Below are 17063 nucleotides of genomic sequence, written 5' to 3'. Positions count from 1 at the left end.
TGGACTGCAATAGCGCTGTACCGGTCCGTACTGGCATGATCGGTGCGGGCACGAAACCTGGGAGATTCACATGGAGTTACGGCTCCTGGGACCGGTGGAAGTGTGGAACGGGGGACGGCAGGTGCTCCTCGGGGGCGCCAAGCCGCAGTCGCTGCTGGCCGCGCTCCTGCTGGAGGCGGGCCGCGTCGTCACGGTCGACAGGCTGATCGAGGCGATCTGGGAGGACGATCCGCCGACGACCGCCCGCGGCGTGCTGCAGACCTACGTCGCCTCGCTGCGAAGAGCCTTCACCGGCGCGGGGCTGCCCGACGTCATCGTCTCCCACCGGCTCGGCTACCTGGCCGAGATCCCCCCGGACGTCCTGGACCGGGACCTCTTCCAGCGGCTCGTCACCCAGGGCAGGCAGTCCTCCCAGCAGGGGCGGCACGAGGAGGCGGGCGAAACCTTCCGTACGGCTCTGCGGCTCTGGCGCGGCGAGGCCCTGGGCGGGATCGGCGGCGCCTACCTGCGCGCGGAAGCCGTCCGGCTGGAAGAGCTGAGACTGGCGGTCACCGAGGAGCGGATCGCCGCGGACCTCGCGGCCGGGCAGGACGAGCGGCTCATCGACGAGCTGGCCGAGCTGGTCGCGCTGCACCCGACGCGCGAGCGGCTGCGCCGCGACCTCATGGTGGCCCTGTACCGGGTGGGCAGGCAGGCCGACGCGCTGGCCGTCTTCCAGAAGGGCCGTCGGGTGCTGATCGAGGAGATGGGCGTCGAGCCCGGGCCCGAGCTGCGCCAGGCGCAGGAGGCCATCCTGCGTTCGGACCCCGCGCTGGCCAGACCGGTCAAGGCCGCGCCCCGCATGCCGCGCCAGCTGCCCTCCCCCGTGCCCGACTTCAGCGGGCGCGAGAAGGAGATCCTGGCGCTGCGTGACCATCTCACCGACTCCGGCGCCACCCCGATCTGCGTCATCTCCGGCCAGGGCGGCGTTGGGAAGTCCGCCCTGGCACTGCGTACGGCACACGAGATCGCGCACCACTATCCCGACGGGCAGCTCCACGTCGAGCTGCGCGGCACCACAGGCACGCCGGCCGGTGCCGAGGAGGTGCTCGGGCGGCTGCTGCGCGAGCTTGAGCCCACCGGCGCGCCGCTCCCGCTCACGCTGGAGGAGCGCGCCAGCCGCTACCGGACGCTGCTGGCCGACCGGCGCCGGCTGATCGTGCTGGACGACGCCGCCTCGGAGGCTCAGGTACGCCCGCTGCTGCCGGGCAGCGAGGGCTGCGCGGTGGTCGTCACCTCCAGGAACCGGCTCGCCGGGCTGTCCGGCGCCATGCTCGTCGACCTCGGCATGCTGCCGCCCGAAGCGGGCATCGACCTGCTCATCCGCATCGCGGGCGAGGAGCGGATCACCGGCGACCCGGAGGCGGCGGCGCGCATCGTCGGCCAGTGCGGGGGCCTGCCGCTCGCGCTGAGGGTCGCGGGCGCGCGCCTGGCCTCGCGGCGCCGCTGGTCGGCTCAGCGGCTGGCCGACCGGCTCGCCGACGAGCAGCACCGGCTCGACGAGCTGGCCGCCGGTGACCTGGAGGTACGCGCCAGCATCGCCCTCAGCTACGACATGCTCTCCGCCCAGGAGAAGCGGGCGCTGCGCCGGCTGGGCCTGCTCGGGCTGCCGAGCTTCCCCCTCTGGGTGGCCGCGACCGCCGTGGACATCGGCCCGCGCGAGGCCGACCAGCTGCTGGAGCAGCTCGTGGACACCTCGCTGGTCGACGAGGTGGACCCCGACGAGACCGGGCAGGCCCGTTACCGGCTCCACGACCTGGTCAGGCTGTTCGCCGGCGAGCGCGCCCGGGCCGAGGAAGGGGCCGAGGAGCTGACGGCGATGACCAGAAGGGTGCTGGGCGGCTGGCTGTGGCTGGTCGAGCAGGTCAGCAAGGTCGTCCCGACCGGGGCCGTTCCCATGCGCGTCACCCCTGGGCTGCCGCACCCGGTGGGGGACGAGGCGGCCCGCCCGGCGCTGGCCGACCCGCGGGGCTGGTTCCGGAGCGAGGAGGAGTCGCTGATCGCCGCCGTCGAGCTGGCCGCCTCGATGGACCTCGACCAGCTGGCCGTCGACCTCGCCTCCGCGCTGTCCCTGGTGGCCCTCGGGAGCAGCCAGTACGTCGTCGACGACCCGTTCACCTCCTGGCACCGCACCCACGAGGCGGCGCTGGCCGCGGCGCGCCGCACCGGCAACGTGCTCGGCGAGGCGAGCCTGCTGGCGGGCCTGGGGCAGCTCTACTACGAGCGGGACTTCTACGCCGAGTCCCGCCAGTACCTCAGCCAGGCGCTTTCGCTGTTCCGCGAGGCCGCGGACGTACGGGGAGAGGCCTCCACCCTGGCCGCCCTCGGCGCGGCGTGCCGCGAACAGGGCTACCTGGCCGAGGCGCTGCACTTCCTCGGCGAGGCCGAACCGCTCTGGGAGCGCCTGGGCGACACCGCCGCCATCGCCCACGTCAAACGGCTGACCGGCACGGTACGCCTCGAACGCGGCGACTACGCCGCCGCCTGGACCGACTTCACCACGGCGCTGACCCTCTACCAGGAGGCCGGCAGCCAGCGCGGGGCCGGGCTGACCCTGCGCAACATGTCGCTGCACCACCGCGCCAGAGGTGAGTACGACCTGGCCGAGAAGGTGTGCGAGCAGGCGCTGGAGATCTTCCGGCAGCTCGGCGACCGGCTCATGGTGGCCTACTGCTCCCGTTCGCTGGCCAAGGTCAGGCTCCGGCTCGGCGGGCACGAGCAGGCCCGGCGGCTGCTGGAGGAGGCGCTCGGCGTCACCCGGACCCTGCACGACCGCTGGGGCGAGGCCTGCACCCTGCGTACCCTCGGCGAGCTCAACCTGGCCGAGGGCCGCCTCTACCAGGCCAAGGCTGATCTGGAGGAGTCCGTGCGGCTGTGGGAGGCGCTGCGCCTGGGTCTGTTCCGGGCCCGTACCCTGCGGGACCTGGCGCTGGTCCACGAGGCCCTCGGCGATGACGCCACCGCCCGTACGACCCGGGCCGAGGCGCTGGAGGTGTTCCGGCTGCACGGCGCCCGCGAGTACGAGGAGATGTCGCAGTAAAAACCGTTTCAGGAGGATTACAGCGGTCTTGGATCCCGCTCGTGAACCATGGCGACGGCACGCCTCATGTGGCGTGTCCATGGTTCACAACGGAGGGCTTCCATGCCGAAGATCGTGCTCCTGTCCGACCCGCGGATCGCCGCGGTTTCCGTCAAGGAGTGCGGGGAACCGCTCGTGGACCTGCGCACCGTGGAGGCCATCCGCGTCGATCCGAGGCTGGCCGACCGCGAGGGGGCCTACGCGCACGTACGGCTGAGCGTGGCCGACCGGCTGGTGGCCGCGCAGACCCGGCTGCCCCGCGAGCTGCGCCTGCTGATCACCGAGGGGTACCGTCGGGTGGGACTGCAGCAGCAGTACTTCGACTCATCGGTCACCCGTCACCGCGCCGCGCACCCCGGCTGGGACGAGAACCGCGTTCGCGTCGAGGCCAGCAGATACGTCTCCCCGCCCGACGTGGCCCCCCACGTCACCGGCGGCGCGGTCGACCTGACCCTGTGTACCTCCAACGGCGACGAGCTGCCCATGGGCACGCCGGTCAACGCCACCCCGCCGGAGGACGGCGAGGCCTGCTACACCGCCTCGACCGCCATCTCCGCGGAGGCCACGGCGAACCGGCACATCCTGGGCACCGCCATGACCTCCATCGGCTTCGTCAACTACCCGACCGAGTGGTGGCATTGGTCCTACGGCGAGCGCTATTGGGCCTTCACCACGAGCGCTCACCACGCGCTGTACGGCCCCTGGGAATTGCCGTCCTGAAGTGGACGGCGCGGCCGGCGGCAGCACACCGTCACGGGCCGGCCCCGATGACGACGACGTCGTACGTGTTGCCGTCCAGGTCAGTTTCCCTTCGCGGCGCGGCCGAGGCGGAAGGCCGAGATGAGGAAGAAGATGCCGCCGGGGATGGCGTAGCCGGCCGCGTTGGTCAGCGTCGGATCGGCCGCGGAGGCGCCGACGATGAAGGACGCACCGGCGAGTACGGAGATGCCGCCGCTGATGATCATCGGCCACTGGCCGCCCATCTTGCGGCGGGTGACGCCCACGATCAGCTGGACCAGCCCGGCCACGACCGCCCAGGCGCCCCACACGCGCAGCACGGCCGGGATACCGGACGCGCAGGCGACGGCCACGCCGATGGCGGTGATCAGGCTGACCGCGATGTTCACGTACAGCAGGGCAGGCGATCCGGTGGCGCGCGACGCGCGGGCGTCGACGACGGCGGCGGCCACGTCGAACAGCGGGTAGAGCACGAGCAGGGTGACGGCGAGCGGACCCAGGTTCGAGGCGGTCGTGAACATCGCGAGGGCCCAGACGATGGCGAACGCGAACCGGACGAAGTACAGCCGCCGCAAAGCGGACGCGGTCCCGGAAAAACCGGGCGAAGCAGCGATCGTGCTCATGATGATCCTTTCGGTGGATGAGCGATGTGGGGAGCGGCCCGTGGTCGGCCTTCTCGTCCGGTGGGGGGTCCCGCCAGGCCGGCGCCTCGCTCGCGCCTAGCTAGACCGAACGTTCTGTCTCGGCACAGCATGGCAACCTGCGGCGCAGAAAGTCAAGACCGAACGTTCTACCCACTAGGATGGCCGTATGCCCAGCCAATCCGAGGGCCGGCCGTCCGAAGCGCGGTCCCGGCTGCTCAACACGGCCACCCGGCTCTTCTACACGGAGGGCATCCACGCCGTCGGCATCGATCGCATCGTCGCCGAAGCACAGGTGACGCGAGCCACCCTCTACCGGCACTTCCCCGGCAAGGAAGACCTCGTCCTCGCCTACCTGAACGAGGTCGACCGAGCCATGCGAGGCCAGGCCGACGAGGCCGTCGCCGCCGGACTACCGGCCGCCGGCACCATCCAGGCCCTCAGCGAGTCCATCGCCCAAGGCATCCAGTCCCCCGGCTTCCGGGGATGCGCCTTCCTCAACGCCGCCGCCGAGTATCCCGACCCCGAGTCCCCGGTGCACAAGGCCGTGCTCGCCCACCGCCAATGGTTCCTGGACACCGTCACGGCACTGCTGGCCAAGATCCAGGAGACCGGCGCCGAGCCCGCCGCCCGCCACTTCGTGATGATGCGCGACGGCGCCATGGCCGCAGGCTGCCTGTTCGACCCGGTGCTGATCTGCGAGACCTTCCTGCGCGGAGTCGAGAGGCTCCTGCAGGTTTACGCCGTTACCGACTACAGCGGACCGGCGGGCGCCTGAAGCCGCAGGCCTCCGCCGGCGAACGCTCTCAGCGGAGGGAGTCGGGGAGCAGGTGCTCGTGCGCCGCGAGCAGCTCATCGCAGAGCGCGGCGATCTCGGGCATCGGCAGCGTCGCCGAGGTGTTCGGGTCGAGCATGGCCGCGTGCCGGACGTGGTCCCGGCTGCCCGACAGCACGGCACGTACGGTCAGCTCGGTCACGTTGAGGAAGGTCCGGCAGAGCGCCGCGAGTTGCGGCGGCATCGGTCCGATGGCCGTCGGCGTCGCGCCATCCGCGCCGACCGTGCAGGGCACCTCGACGCAGCACCCGTCCGGGAAGTCCGGAAGCAGGCCGCCGTTGCGCACGGTGGCGTACACCTCGCGCTCGGCGCCGGTCTCGATGGAGTGGATGAACCCGGCGGCGAGCTCGTCGGTGGGGCCGAGCGGACCGACAGCGCGTTCGGCGACGGCATGGGTCAGGTCCGCCATCTGGCGGCGGTAGCCGGCGGCGCGGTCCGCAGCGGAGTCGGCCGCCGCGCTCAGCCGCGCCTGCTCTCGGTCGTGCCGCATGATCCACGGAAAGTACTCGGCGGTGCCCTCAGGCGCGGTGGGGAAGAAGCCGAATCTCCGGTACAGCTCGGCTCTCAGCCGCATCCGCGGGGGTGGCCGGACGGCGGCCAGCGCGTCGTCGAGCCTGGGATAGAGCGAGGTCCCCTGGTGTTCGAAACGCAGGACGAACGCTTGGTGGTTGAGGCCGGCGGTGCGGAAGCCGACGTCGGCCGTCGCCATTCCGACCAGGGCGGCCAGTTCCTCGTGTGTCTCCCGCACCGAATGGCACAGGCCGGCCACCCGCCGCAGCGGCGTGGCGTCGAGTACTGCCTGGATCGACATGGCCATCGGGTTGGTGTAGCTGAGCAGCCAGGCGTCCGGGCAGTGCGCGACCATCTCCTGTGCCAGCTCGACCATGACGGGCAGGGTTCGCAGGCCGCGGAAGATGCCGCCGATGCTCAGCGTGTCGACGGACGGCTGGCGTACCCCGTACCTGGCAGGGACGTCGAGGTCGACGCAGGTGGCGTCGATGCCGCCGACCTCCAGCTCGGTGATGACGTAGTCCGCGCCGGTCAGCGCCTGCCGCCTCTTGTCGTACGTCCGCACGGCGGCGCTCGCACCCGTACGCTCGACGATCATCCGGGAGAGCGCCGCCACCTGGTCGAGTAATCCGGTGTTCGGGTCGAACAACGCGAATTCCAGCTCGCCGAGTTCGCTCATGCCGCAGAGGTCGACGATGTCGGACCGGCTGAACTCGATGCTGTCGGATCCGATGAAGGCTACTTTTCTCATTCCTCGAAGTCTGGAATCGCCGGGACGGTGGGGCAATCCCCGCCGACCGGCCCTGTATCAGGGGCGTATCGGTTGCGGACAACATGCGGCCAGGCCCTCTCAACGGGCATCGCGCCGCACGCGGAGGTAGGAACGGTGAAGACTGATCCCCGCACATTTCCCCTGTCCGCCAGCCAGGAGCTGCTGTGGGAGCACATGGCGGCGCTGTCCCCCGGCGATCCCGGAGCCGCGCCGGAGGTCGCGGTGTGCTTGCGGGAGTTGCTCGGCCCGCTGGACCCGGAGCTGTTCCGCAGGGCGGTCGCCGAGGTCGCGGCCCGGCATGACCCGCTGCGCATGAGGTTCGTCACGACCGGCCGCGACCCGCTCGTGGTGATCGAGCCCGGCGTCGAGACTCCGCTGGGCTTCGCCGACCTGAGCGCCCTGCCAGGCGACCGGCAGGAGAAGGAGCTGTCCAAACTCTGCGCGGAGACGAGCGGGCAGCCCTTCGACCTGGGCCGGGCTCCGCTCTGGCGGGCCTGGCTGGTACGGCTGTCGTCCCAGCGCCATGTCCTGATCGCCGCCTTCTTCCATCTGGTGGCCGACGGGTGGTCCACGCGGGTCTTCGCCGAGGAAGCGGCGGCCTGGTACGGGAGTCTCACCGGCCGGTCCCCCGCGCCGTCCGAGGTCTGTGCCGGATTCCCGGAGATCTTCGCGATGCAGGCCCGCGAGCTGGCCGAGACCGCGGCGCGGCGCGAGTTCTGGCGAAGATCGCTGCGGCCGGTTCCGAAGCCGGTCGCATACCCGGTGCGGTCGATCGACCCGCGGACGGATGTGCGGGCGACGGAGGCCGTCAGGTTCCGGTTCGCGGCGCACGTCGGCCGCCGGCTGCGCGGGATCGCCTGGCGGGCGAGGACCACCGAGTACGTCGTGCTGCTGACCGCGTACCACATCCTGCACCGGCGGCGCACCGACGCCGAGCGGATCGTGATCGGCACCACGACGCTGGGGCGGTCCGGCTCGCCGGCCAGGCGCCTGATCGGGCAGTTCACCAACGACGTCTACATGGCGACGGACATCCGCGGCGAGAGCTCGCTGGCCGACACGGTCCGGCAGGTGCACGACGCGCTCGAGGCGGCCATGACCAACGCCGTCTCGTTCAAGAGTCTGGCCGGGGCGGCGAACCCGGACTTCGCCGCCGAACGTCCGTGGCCGGACCTCCACCTGTTCGACTCCTACCTCCAGGCGGAGCCGCCGGCGGCGCCCGATCTCGAGGTCGCTGGTCTGCGGGTGCGCCAGCTCCGGATCGGCCAAGGGGACGCCGGATCCGTGCTCAGGGCCGGCGACGTTCCCGCCTCCCGGCTGCCGATCTGGATCAAGAAGAGCGCGCCGTTCATGCTCATCGACGACGACCGGCTGGGCGGTGCTCTGGTGTGCAACCCCGGGTTCTTCGAGGAGGGCCTGGCCAAGGAGCTGGTCGCCGAGTACGTGGAGATCGTCGAGGCACTCGCCGAGGACCCGTCCATGCCGGTGGCGGCGGTCACGGCCGCCCTGTGACGCCGAGGCCGTAGCGGGAGTGCCCTAGCGAGTGGTCTGCAGCTGTTCGCGCAGTTGCGCCCGCAGTAACCGGGGCACCTCGTAGCGGTGGCGCTCCTCCTCCCCCGGGACGACGGCCAGCAGATTCTCCCGCACCAGGCGGACGAGGATCCTCGACACCTCGGGCAGCGGCGCCCCGGTGAGACGGCTCGCCTGGTCCTCGGTGAAGGCCCGCGCCGAGTCGCCCGCCAACGCGGACAGCACCCGCTGGTCACGGGCGTGCAGTGACGTGTGCCCGTGGTCGAGCCGTGCTCTGATCGACGCGTCACCGGCTGCGAGCTCGTCGAGCATCGTGGACTCCTCCTCCAGCTGGCCGGCCAGCTGCGACAGGCTCATGCCCGGGCACAGCACCAGCCGGCCGGCGGCGATGCGCAGGCCGAGGGGCAGCCCGCCGCAGGCCGTGACGATGCGGGCCGCGGCCCCGCGATCCTCCTCGTGCAGGTCGCGGCCGGCGGCGTGGGCGAGCAGGCTCGCGCCGGCCTCGGTGCCGAGCGGTTCGAGGTTGCAGTGCCAGGTCGCGTCGAGGCCGACCAGCTGCCGCCTGCTGGTGACGATCGTCATCGACCAGCCGCTCCACAGCAGCGGGCGGACGAGCTCGGCGTTCAGTATGTCGTCGAGGACGAGCAGCATCCTGCGGCCGTCGAGGATCCGGCGCAGCAGCGCGATGCGCTGCAGATCACCGTCGGGCGCGCTGCCCGGCCCGGCGAGGATGATCAGCAGCTCCTCCAGCACGTCGGACAGCGACTTCGGCCGGGCGGACGAGCTGTCGAGGCCGAGGTAGATCTGCCCGTCCGGACAGTACCGTCGCAACTGGCGGGCGAGGGTCAGCGCGAGCGCCGTCTTGCCGATCCCGGCCGTGCCGGTGAGCGACACCGTGACCGGGGACGCGGCGCTCTGCCGGTGCGGCCGGCCCAAGCCGCACAGCGCCAGGACGGAGGCACGCTCATGCTCCCGCCCCACCAGATGCCGCAGCGGCGGCGGGAGAGCCGTGACGGGCACGGGTGCCGGCCGGTTCGCGCTGACGCGGCCGTTCAGCGGTGTGATGCGCCGCCGCGGCGGCCGGACCTGCGGCTGCGGCTCTGCCGGAGCGTCCGGCGTGTCAGCGGGGCGGGAGTCGTTCGCCTCCGGCGCCGGTCCGTCCGGAGACGGATGCGCCGGCACGGGCAGCGCGTGCGCGCCGCTGGTGAGGATTTCGGCGTGCAGGCGCTTGAGGGATTCGCCGGGTTCGACGCCGAGTTCACGGACGCAGATCTGGCGGACGCTGCGGTACGCGCGGAGGGCGTCGGCGGTCTGCCCGGCCGCGCGGAGCGCCGCGATGAGCTGGAGCCAGCCGCGTTCGTCGAGTGGCCGCTCGGCCACCACCCGGCGCAGGTGCGGCATGACGACGGTGTGGCGGCCGACGGCGAGCTCGGCGTCGACCCAGTCCGCCGCGACCCCCCAGTACTGCTCCTCAAGTGCGAGGACGTCCGTGGCCAGGTTGGGCTCGAGGTCCGGGACCTCTTCCAGCGGGCGTCCCCGCCACAGCTGGAGGGCGCGGCGCAGGATGGCCGCCGACTCCTCGTGGTCTCCGGAATTCGCCGCCGTCCGTCCCCGTGTGGCGAGGGTGCGGAACTCCTCGAGGTCGAGCTCGCCCTTGCCGACTTTCAGCTCGTAGCCGGAGGGATGGCTCTTCACCCTGCCGTCCTCGTCGCCGGTCTGCCGGAGCAGCTGGCGGACCTCGTACACATAGGTGCGCAGGTTCGCCACGGCGGACTTGGGCTGGTTCGAACCCCACATGCGCTCGATGAGCGAGGTCACCCCGATGGGCCGTCCGGAGTTCAGCAACAGGACGGACAGCAGCAAGCGGCGCTGCCGGCCGGTCACCGCGAAGGAGCCGTGCGGGCCTTCGATCGACAGCGGCCCAAGGATGCGAAAGCGCATTCACACCTCCGTGGCTACGCGTACGGTTCCTGCGAGGTCTGGCGGCATGGTCCACCGCTGGCGCAGGACGGTGCGATGGGAGCGCTTCCACGTGAGTCGCACGGTTTTCCTCTCCGCTTCTCGCTCCCGGTTCGGTGTCCGACTGAGGAAGTTACGCAGTCAGACCTTGAGCTGCCGGCCAGACCGGCGACCCGTTCGGGCTGGACCTTCTCACTCGTTCCCGCACAGGCGCTCGACGCTCCGGCGTTCCAGATGCGTGGCGATCTTGTCCCAGCTCATGGCGCACGCCCGGGCCATGGCGGCGATCTGCATCGCCTGGTGGTCGGGCGCTCGCAGCACCAACTCGGCATCTCGCTCGCGGACGAGCCGTGCCTCGAGGCATCGGATGATCAAACGGCCCTCGTCGTTGTACTTGAGGGCGGGATCCCGCCGTAACGAAGCGAGGTACGACGTGGGTTCCGTGGGTGGCATGACCTGGCGGGGCCCTGCGGCGCTCGGCCCGCCGTACCCCACCGGCAGCGGGCTCTTCCCGCGGCTGAGGCGCTCGCGAACGTCCCGCGCGGTCTCCACGGAGACGCCCGCGGCCCTGGCCACCTCCCGTAACGACAGGTGCGGTTCGCGGGTGAGGATGTCCCCCGCCTTCAGGCGCCCATCGACCGGGCTCAGCGGCCGGGACCGGCCGTCTCGCCCGACCCTGACGGGCGGCTGCGGTCCGGTGGCGCGCCGCAGCGCCCCCACCGTCTTGCCGGAGAGCCCGGCCTTGGCGGCGATCGCCCGGTCCGACCACTCGGGGAAGCTCCGCAGTATCCGCCGCGCCGACTCCTTCCGCTCCGCCAGGGTCAGCGGCAGCCCGTGCCGCACGTTGGACTCGACGGCCAGCAGGAAGGCCTCCTGCTCCGTGCCGTAGAAGTACACGACCTCGATGCTCTCCCGGCCGTCCAGCCGCGCCGCGTGCAGCCGGTGCATTCCGTCGATGACCCGCATCGTCTCGCGGTGCACGATGATCGGCGGCAGCTCGTCCGCGATCTCGGCCAGGGTGCGTACGTGGCCGAGGTCGACACCGGCCAGCCGAGGCGAATCAGCGTTGCGCAGCGCGTCGGTCGGGACGCGCACCGTGGCAGCCCCGAACCCAGAGTGCCGGTCGGGGCCGGCAGCCTCCTCGAGGTACGCCGGTGCGGCGGCGGTTGCATCGCGCGTGCTGCTCATAGGTAGGGCTCCTTCTGTCGCAGTACACGGACAGGGTGTGCGAGGGCAGGGTGTGCGAGAGCGGGGAACGCCGCGCGGCTGGGCGCGCGGCGGCGGTTGCGGGGTGGTGCGGGCGGCGAATCGCGGGACGCGCCCTCCGGCGGCGTAGCCGGGGGAGGGCGGCGTAGCACGGTGCGGTCGCGTCGTACCGCAGGCAGTCGTTCGGCCGCGATCGGGCGGCCGCCTGTGCGGGGCTCACCTCGGACATCGCGCCACCCCTCCCGTCTCGGAGGAAGAGGAAAGAAGAATGCTCACTATTTTTGTATCACAAAGAGAGCGCTCGCTTTGTTCCTTTGCCAGGATCCTCTTGGGAGGCACGGGCAGAGGGAGCCGACCAGCATTGCCCAGACCGGGAGCTGACCATGACGAAACAGGAACGGGCGGGAAAGACGAGAAGGCTCCTCATCGAGGCGGCGGCCCTGGAGTTCGCGGGTCGCGGGTACGCAGGCACCTCGCTCCACGGGATCAGCGCCATCGCGAACACCACGATCGGCGCTCTCACCTTCCACTTCTCCGTGAAGTCGGCGCTGGCCGATGCCGTGTCCGAGCATGGGTGCGACGTCACCCGCGAGACGGTGCTGCGCACCGAGCTGCGCGGCCTCCCGCCGCTCGAGACGGTGGCCGGCATCACCCGTGCCCTCGCCCAACTCCTTGAGGGCACCTACGTCGTACGGGCCGCGGCGCGGCTGTCCCGCGAACGACCCGGGCTGCACCCCGAGTGGTACGACTCCTGGATGCCCGCGGTTCGGCGGCTGCTGGCTCAGGCCCGCCGCGAGGGCTCGTTACGCGCCGACCAGGACGCCGAGACCATCGCCGTACTGGTCGGCTGCCTGGCCGCGGGCCTGGAGGCGACGGCCACGCCGCTGTGCGCGCCACCGGTGACCCGGAGCTGGGAGGCCCACAGCCAGGTGGACGAAGTGTGGCGAGTGGTCTGCGCGGGCATCGGGCCACCGTCCGCGGCGACCGACGCCTCGGACGAGGCCGGCTAGGAGCTGCCCTCGCCGGCCTGCGAGCGGTACCAGGACGCGGCCGCGCCGAGACGGGTGAGCGGCCCGGGCCCCGGAGCGCAGCCCAGGCGCTCCCAGATCGCGTCGCAGCGGTAGTAGTGGTCCTGGGCGAGAAGCGTGAACTGCCGCTCGCTCACCCGCCCTGGTGTGGTCCGCAGCCGGTGCAGGCACGCCTCCCAGGCCAGCCCTTCGGCATCGTCCGCCGCGGGCGGCAGGATCAGGTGCCTGGCCAGCGCGTCCAGCAGAGCCCCCACCCGCACCGGCTCCGGGTTCGCGGCGTGATACACGCCGACCGGCGCGGCGTCCGCGGTGACCGCCGCCGCGACCAGCCGGGCCAGGTCCGCCACGTCGATCAGTGACAGCAGCGCACGCCCGCCGTCCCACCGGCCGGGTACGCGCTGTGCGAGCTCCCTCAGGGCCGGCACCACCCAACGGTCCCCCGGCCCCAGCACCAGTCCGGCCCGGAGCACGAGACCCGCCGCACCCGTCACGGACCGCTCCGCGGCGAGCCGGGTGCGGCTGGTCGCGGAGACGGGAGCCGGGGTCAGCTCTCCCACCTCGGCGCCGCGGTGCGGTCCGGGGCCGTAGACGGCGGTGGTGGACACGTACACGATCCGCCGGACACCCGCCGCCCGCGCCTCCGCGACCAGCCTCGCGGTGCCGCGCTCGTTGACCGCCACGCAACGCGCCTGATCCCGGCCCACGTACGGGGCCGCGTGCACCAGGACGCCGCCGCCCTCGCACAGGCCTCGCAGCGACGCCGGCTCCGTCAGGTCGGCCCGGGCGTATTCCACGCCGGGCACGCGGTGCGGCCCGACCGGCTCCGTGCGGCAGACGGCCCGGACCCGGACGCCGGCGGCGCTCAGCCGGCGCAGGACGGCAGAGCCGATGAAGCCGGTGGACCCGGTGAGGACGACCCGTCCACGGGTCATGGCCTCGGGCCCTCCGGGGCGGCCTCGATCCGGAGCCAGGAGATCGCCTCCGGGGAGGCGATTCCCGGCAGCAGGTAGCGCCACATGGTGGCGATGCGCTCGAGCAGGTCCGCCCGGCCGGTGGAGATCTCGGAGAGCAGCTGGGTGCCGCTGTAGGCGCCGACCAGCACCCGCGCGAAGTCCTCCACGTCCACGCCGGGGAGCAGCTCGCCGCGCCGCTCGGCGGCGACGAGCTGCTCCGTGAACCGCTTGACCCACAGCTCGTACGGCGCGGACTCCCGCATGCCGAAGTCGCCCTGTTCGACGGCGAGCCGGACACCGGCGCGGAAGAGGACGTTGGTGCGCAGCTGGCGGGCCACCTCCATGCTCATGTCCAGCAGGCGCTGCAGGCCATCCTCGCCGGGCGGGAAGTCCAGGTCGGCGTCCTGCTCGGCCATCACCGCACGGGCCAGGTCCTCCTTGGAGGCGAAGTGGTGGTACATGGCGCCCATCGTCGTGCCGGACCGGCGGACGATCCTGCTGATGCTCCCGCCGGAGAAGCCGGACTCGTCGAACACCTCGGCCGCGGCGCGCAGGATCCGCTCCCGGGTGCGCACTGCGCGCTCTTGTCTGGGATGAGACATGGCTCCTCACTCCCCGCCGCCCGAGGAGTCCGCCGCACGGCGGCTACGAGCGGTACCCAATGTTACGCACTCGCGCAGCCACCGGACCAGCACGGCCGACGCCCACCTCGACATTCATACAGAACACTCTTTACGTTGTTGGCCGGGACGGTACCCGACACCACATGCCCCCGTGGCCTCGCCTGTCTACACGTCGATGCACACACAGGAATTCAGATGAAGCCCATCATGCGCGTACCTGAACCTGTCCCATCCCACACATCCGACAATCTGCACCACCTCACCACCACCGTGCCCCGTGAGTACGTCCACAAGGCGGCGATCGCCGAGGTGCTGCTCACCGACTGGGCACAAACCGGTGGGGACACCTTCACCATCACCGCCCAATGGCCCAGGGAACACTGCTTCTACACCCCTGGCACCGGCCACTACGACCCGCTGCTGTTCGCCGAGACGGTGCGGCAGACACTGCCGTTGCTCTCGCACGTCGCCTACCAGGTGCCGATCGGCCATCATCTGATCTGGGACCACTTCCGCTACGCCGTCCACGGCGCCGGCGCCCTCGCCATCGGCCCGCAGCCCGCCGACGTCGCATTACAGGTGCGCTGCTTCGACATCGCGCGGCGCCAGGACCGGATCGCGGCGCTCTCGCTGCGGGTGGACGCTCTGCGCGACGGCTCCCCGCTGGGCACCGCCGAGACCAGGTTCAGCTGCCACCCGCCCGCCGTCTACCGCCGGGTGCGGGGCGGTCGCGCCGGCTTCGACCCCTCCCTCGGCGGCCTGCCGCCGGCGCCGCCGCCGCTGCCGGCGTCCCAGGTCGGCCACGAACGGCGCCGGAACGTCGTGCTTTCCGCGACCGACACACCTGGGCGCTGGCAACTGCGGACCGACACCACGCATCCCGTGCTCTTCGACCATCCGGTTGACCACGTTCCCGGAGCCGTGCTGCTGGAGGCCGCGCGTCAGGCGGCCGTAGTCCTGGCGGGGCCCATACCCGCGGTGGCGGTCGGCATGCGGGCGACGTTCATGAGATTCGCCGAGCTGGACGCCCCGTGCTGGATCGAGGCGCGGCCCGGGCCGGCCGATCACACGGTCCACGTCACGACCCGGCAGGGCGAGGAGGAGTTGTTCAGCGCCGTCGTCACAACAGAGCTGACCGAAACAGCGGACGACAGCACCGCGCTGACGGAGCCGGCATACGTCCCGGCCTGACCACGGGTCCAGGGGCCGCCGGAAGCCTGGCGGCCCCTGGACGACCGCCCGATGGCCCCGTCCGCCCGGGACTCCCGGCTACGTGAGGGATACACCGCTCATATCCGGACCTGCCGGTCGGTGAATTTCCCCGCACTATCGTGGCCGCGCCTGTCTCCGAGGAAGGACGTGCACCATGCAGGAAATCCACGACCTCCGAACGCCGCAGCAGGGCTCCGCCGACCTCCTGCGGTCCGTCTTCCGGCAGCACGCGGCGGGGGTGGCCGTGATCACGGCGATGGGCGAGCGGCCCGTCGGGCTGACGGCCGCCTCGCTGTGCTCCGTAGCCCTGGAGCCCCCGGTGGTCTCGTTCAACATCGGGACCCGTTCGTCGTGCTGGCCCGTCATCAGCCGCGCGGACCACGTCGTCGTCCACCTCCTCGGCGAGCAGCAGCAAGGGCTGGCCGCCACCTTCGCGCGTCACGGCGCCGACCGCTTCGCCGAGCACACGCACTGGACCGCGGGCCCTCGCGGGATCCCCGTGCTGGACGGCGTGCTGGCCTGGCTCCTGTGCGGTGTCACGGCCCGCATCCCCGCAGGGGACCACCGGCTGGTCCTGGCGAGGGTGCTCCTGGGCGATCAATCCGGCGCGGGCCGCCCGCTCATCTACCACCAAGGGCGCTACAACGCGCTCAAGTACTGAGCTCGCCGGGCGATGTATGCGGTCCGTATCCGCGTCCACCAGTCTCGCTTTCTGAACGAGCCGAGCACGCCAGGTAAGCGAGGAGAGAGCCATGGCTATCGCGTCCGCCGACGTCCCGACCGGCATCTGGTTCAACGGCGCCCGTGGATCCGTCGCCACGACCGCGGTGACCGGCCTGCTGGCCCTGCGGGAGGGCCTGGTCGCACCGATCGGGTGCGTCACGAAAGGCGCCGCGTTCGCGGACGTGCAGCTGCCCGATTGGGCGCAGTTCACCGTGGGCGGGCACGACATCGTCAACGATCCGATCGAGAAGCGGGCCGAACACCTCGTCGGGACCGGTGTCATCCCGCCGGAGCTCTACCAGGCGGTCCGGCCCGGCTACGCGGCCGTCGAAGCGGAGCTGCGCGAAGGGTGTCAATTGGACTCCCTCAAGGGGACGCAGCACGCGGCGATCGAGCGGATGAGCGCCGACATCGCGGAGTTCAGGGAACGCAACCACCTGCACCGGGTGGTCGTCGTCAACGTGGCCTCCACCGAGGCCCCGGTGCCGCTCACCGACGACGTACGCGACGCCGCGGAACTCGAGCGGGCCCTGCTCGACCCCTCCCGCCGGGTGCTGCCGCCCAGCTCGATGGCCGCCCTGGCGGCGTTCAGGGCCGGGTGCGCGTTCGTCGACTTCACCCCCTCGGCGGGCGCCCGGCTGCCCGCGCTGGCACAGACGGCCGAGCGCCTGGGGGTGCCGTACGCCGGTTCCGACGGCAAGACCGGGGAAACCCTGCTGCGGACGGTGCTGGCGCCGATGTTCACCTCCCGTGCGCTGCGCGTGCTGTCGTGGGCCGGGACGAACCTGCTGGGCGGCGGGGACGGCGCGACGCTGGCGGACTCGGCGACGGCCGAGAGCAAGATGCGCTCGAAGTCGGGCGTGCTGCCCTCGCTGCTCGGCGAGGACGTGCCGGCGCCCCTGCACATCGACAACGTGCCCGACCTGGGCGACCACAAGACGGCCTGGGACCACATCTCCTTCGAGGGGTTCCTGGGCATCCGGATGGCGCTCCAGTTCACCTGGCAGGGCATCGACTCCACGCTGGCCGCCCCGCTCGTGCTGGACCTCGCCCGGCTCATGGCCGCCGCCCACTCCGCCGGGCGGGTCGGCGCGGTCACCGAGCTGGCCTTCTTCTTCAAGGATCCGGTCGGGCTGGCCACGCACGAGCTGGGCAGGCAGCAGGTGCGGCTCGTCGAGTGGGCCCGCTCCCTGCCGACGTCGACCGGGTGAACCG

General features: G+C 71.9%; 14 protein-coding genes. 8 read left to right on the top strand and 6 right to left on the bottom strand.

What is annotated here, in order from left to right:
* Window positions 1-70 precede the first annotated feature (70 nt).
* Window positions 71-3079 (top strand): BTAD domain-containing putative transcriptional regulator, encoded by a 3009-nt coding sequence (locus ACWDRB_RS31790; RefSeq protein ID WP_449899870.1) that lies wholly within the window; start codon window positions 71-73, stop codon window positions 3077-3079.
* Window positions 3080-3181: 102 nt separating this feature from the next.
* Entirely contained in the window at window positions 3182-3838 is a 657-nt protein-coding gene (locus ACWDRB_RS31785) for a M15 family metallopeptidase (RefSeq protein WP_350734186.1), read from the top strand.
* A gap of 80 nt (window positions 3839-3918) precedes the next feature.
* On the opposite strand, the gene ACWDRB_RS31780 is transcribed toward ACWDRB_RS31785, so the two are convergent.
* Window positions 3919-4479 (bottom strand): hypothetical protein, encoded by a 561-nt coding sequence (locus ACWDRB_RS31780; protein ID WP_449899867.1) that lies wholly within the window; start codon window positions 4477-4479, stop codon window positions 3919-3921.
* A 187-nt stretch (window positions 4480-4666) separates the two neighbouring features.
* Between ACWDRB_RS31780 and ACWDRB_RS31775 the strand changes: the two genes are divergently transcribed.
* Window positions 4667-5275 (top strand): TetR/AcrR family transcriptional regulator, encoded by a 609-nt coding sequence (locus tag ACWDRB_RS31775; RefSeq protein ID WP_449899865.1) that lies wholly within the window; start codon window positions 4667-4669, stop codon window positions 5273-5275.
* Window positions 5276-5303: 28 nt separating this feature from the next.
* On the opposite strand, the gene ACWDRB_RS31770 is transcribed toward ACWDRB_RS31775, so the two are convergent.
* Window positions 5304-6593, bottom strand: a complete 1290-nt coding sequence (locus tag ACWDRB_RS31770) for a family 4 glycosyl hydrolase (protein ID WP_449899863.1) — start codon at window positions 6591-6593, stop codon at window positions 5304-5306.
* Window positions 6594-6728: 135 nt separating this feature from the next.
* Here ACWDRB_RS31770 and ACWDRB_RS31765 point away from each other — a divergent pair, with 135 nt between their 5' ends.
* Complete coding sequence (locus ACWDRB_RS31765; RefSeq protein WP_449899861.1) at window positions 6729-8126, top strand: condensation domain-containing protein; 1398 nt, start codon at window positions 6729-6731, stop codon at window positions 8124-8126.
* 24 nt (window positions 8127-8150) lie between these two features.
* On the opposite strand, the gene ACWDRB_RS31760 is transcribed toward ACWDRB_RS31765, so the two are convergent.
* Together ACWDRB_RS31760 and ACWDRB_RS31755 are read right to left on the bottom strand one after the other, a co-directional pair.
* The gene (locus ACWDRB_RS31760) at window positions 8151-10085 is read right to left on the bottom strand and encodes a BTAD domain-containing putative transcriptional regulator (protein ID WP_449899859.1); all 1935 of its coding nucleotides are present in this window, start codon (window positions 10083-10085) and stop codon (window positions 8151-8153) included.
* A gap of 210 nt (window positions 10086-10295) precedes the next feature.
* A complete protein-coding gene (locus ACWDRB_RS31755) occupies window positions 10296-11291 on the bottom strand; it encodes a ParB/RepB/Spo0J family partition protein (RefSeq protein WP_449899857.1) in 996 nt (331 codons plus the stop codon).
* 401 nt (window positions 11292-11692) lie between these two features.
* Between ACWDRB_RS31755 and ACWDRB_RS31750 the strand changes: the two genes are divergently transcribed.
* Window positions 11693-12319: a TetR family transcriptional regulator gene (locus ACWDRB_RS31750; RefSeq protein WP_449899854.1), complete on the top strand. Its 627-nt coding sequence runs from the start codon at window positions 11693-11695 to the stop codon at window positions 12317-12319.
* On the opposite strand, the gene ACWDRB_RS31745 is transcribed toward ACWDRB_RS31750, so the two are convergent.
* Window positions 12316-13269 carry an NAD-dependent epimerase/dehydratase family protein gene (locus tag ACWDRB_RS31745; protein ID WP_449899851.1) on the bottom strand — a complete coding sequence of 318 codons (954 nt, stop codon included), beginning with the start codon at window positions 13267-13269 and terminating at the stop codon, window positions 12316-12318. The genes ACWDRB_RS31750 and ACWDRB_RS31745 overlap by 4 nt on opposite strands.
* Entirely contained in the window at window positions 13266-13892 is a 627-nt protein-coding gene (locus ACWDRB_RS31740) for a ScbR family autoregulator-binding transcription factor (protein ID WP_449899848.1), read from the bottom strand. Before ACWDRB_RS31740 ends, ACWDRB_RS31745 begins: the two co-directional genes overlap by 4 nt.
* A 228-nt stretch (window positions 13893-14120) precedes the next feature.
* On the opposite strand from ACWDRB_RS31740, the gene ACWDRB_RS31735 reads away from it, so the two are divergent.
* The 3 genes from ACWDRB_RS31735 to ACWDRB_RS31725 all read left to right on the top strand — a co-directional run bounded on the left by ACWDRB_RS31735 (window position 14121) and on the right by ACWDRB_RS31725 (window position 17059).
* Window positions 14121-15104 carry a ScbA/BarX family gamma-butyrolactone biosynthesis protein gene (locus ACWDRB_RS31735; protein WP_449899846.1) on the top strand — a complete coding sequence of 328 codons (984 nt, stop codon included), beginning with the start codon at window positions 14121-14123 and terminating at the stop codon, window positions 15102-15104.
* 175 nt (window positions 15105-15279) lie between these two features.
* Window positions 15280-15786, top strand: coding sequence for a flavin reductase family protein (locus ACWDRB_RS31730; protein WP_449899843.1), 507 nt, complete (start codon window positions 15280-15282; stop codon window positions 15784-15786).
* Between the two features lie 91 nt (window positions 15787-15877).
* The gene (locus tag ACWDRB_RS31725; protein WP_449899840.1) at window positions 15878-17059 is read left to right on the top strand and encodes an inositol-3-phosphate synthase; all 1182 of its coding nucleotides are present in this window, start codon (window positions 15878-15880) and stop codon (window positions 17057-17059) included.
* Window positions 17060-17063 lie beyond the last annotated feature (4 nt).

Source organism: Nonomuraea sp. NPDC003707, from assembly GCF_053587055.1.
Note: the sequence above shows the minus strand (reverse complement) of the source record. Positions and strands in the feature narration are given on the sequence as shown.

Coding starts and splice junctions, on each gene's coding strand:
- ACWDRB_RS31740 (WP_449899848.1), bottom strand. CDS start 13,892: ATGTCTCATCCCAGACAAGAGCGCGCAGTGCGCACCCGGGAGCGGATC.
- ACWDRB_RS31790 (WP_449899870.1), top strand. CDS start 71: ATGGAGTTACGGCTCCTGGGACCGGTGGAAGTGTGGAACGGGGGACGG.
- ACWDRB_RS31775 (WP_449899865.1), top strand. CDS start 4,667: ATGCCCAGCCAATCCGAGGGCCGGCCGTCCGAAGCGCGGTCCCGGCTG.
- ACWDRB_RS31760 (WP_449899859.1), bottom strand. CDS start 10,085: ATGCGCTTTCGCATCCTTGGGCCGCTGTCGATCGAAGGCCCGCACGGC.
- ACWDRB_RS31780 (WP_449899867.1), bottom strand. CDS start 4,479: ATGAGCACGATCGCTGCTTCGCCCGGTTTTTCCGGGACCGCGTCCGCT.
- ACWDRB_RS31735 (WP_449899846.1), top strand. CDS start 14,121: ATGCGCGTACCTGAACCTGTCCCATCCCACACATCCGACAATCTGCAC.
- ACWDRB_RS31725 (WP_449899840.1), top strand. CDS start 15,878: ATGGCTATCGCGTCCGCCGACGTCCCGACCGGCATCTGGTTCAACGGC.
- ACWDRB_RS31755 (WP_449899857.1), bottom strand. CDS start 11,291: ATGAGCAGCACGCGCGATGCAACCGCCGCCGCACCGGCGTACCTCGAG.
- ACWDRB_RS31745 (WP_449899851.1), bottom strand. CDS start 13,269: ATGACCCGTGGACGGGTCGTCCTCACCGGGTCCACCGGCTTCATCGGC.
- ACWDRB_RS31750 (WP_449899854.1), top strand. CDS start 11,693: ATGACGAAACAGGAACGGGCGGGAAAGACGAGAAGGCTCCTCATCGAG.
- ACWDRB_RS31785 (WP_350734186.1), top strand. CDS start 3,182: ATGCCGAAGATCGTGCTCCTGTCCGACCCGCGGATCGCCGCGGTTTCC.
- ACWDRB_RS31770 (WP_449899863.1), bottom strand. CDS start 6,593: ATGAGAAAAGTAGCCTTCATCGGATCCGACAGCATCGAGTTCAGCCGG.
- ACWDRB_RS31730 (WP_449899843.1), top strand. CDS start 15,280: ATGCAGGAAATCCACGACCTCCGAACGCCGCAGCAGGGCTCCGCCGAC.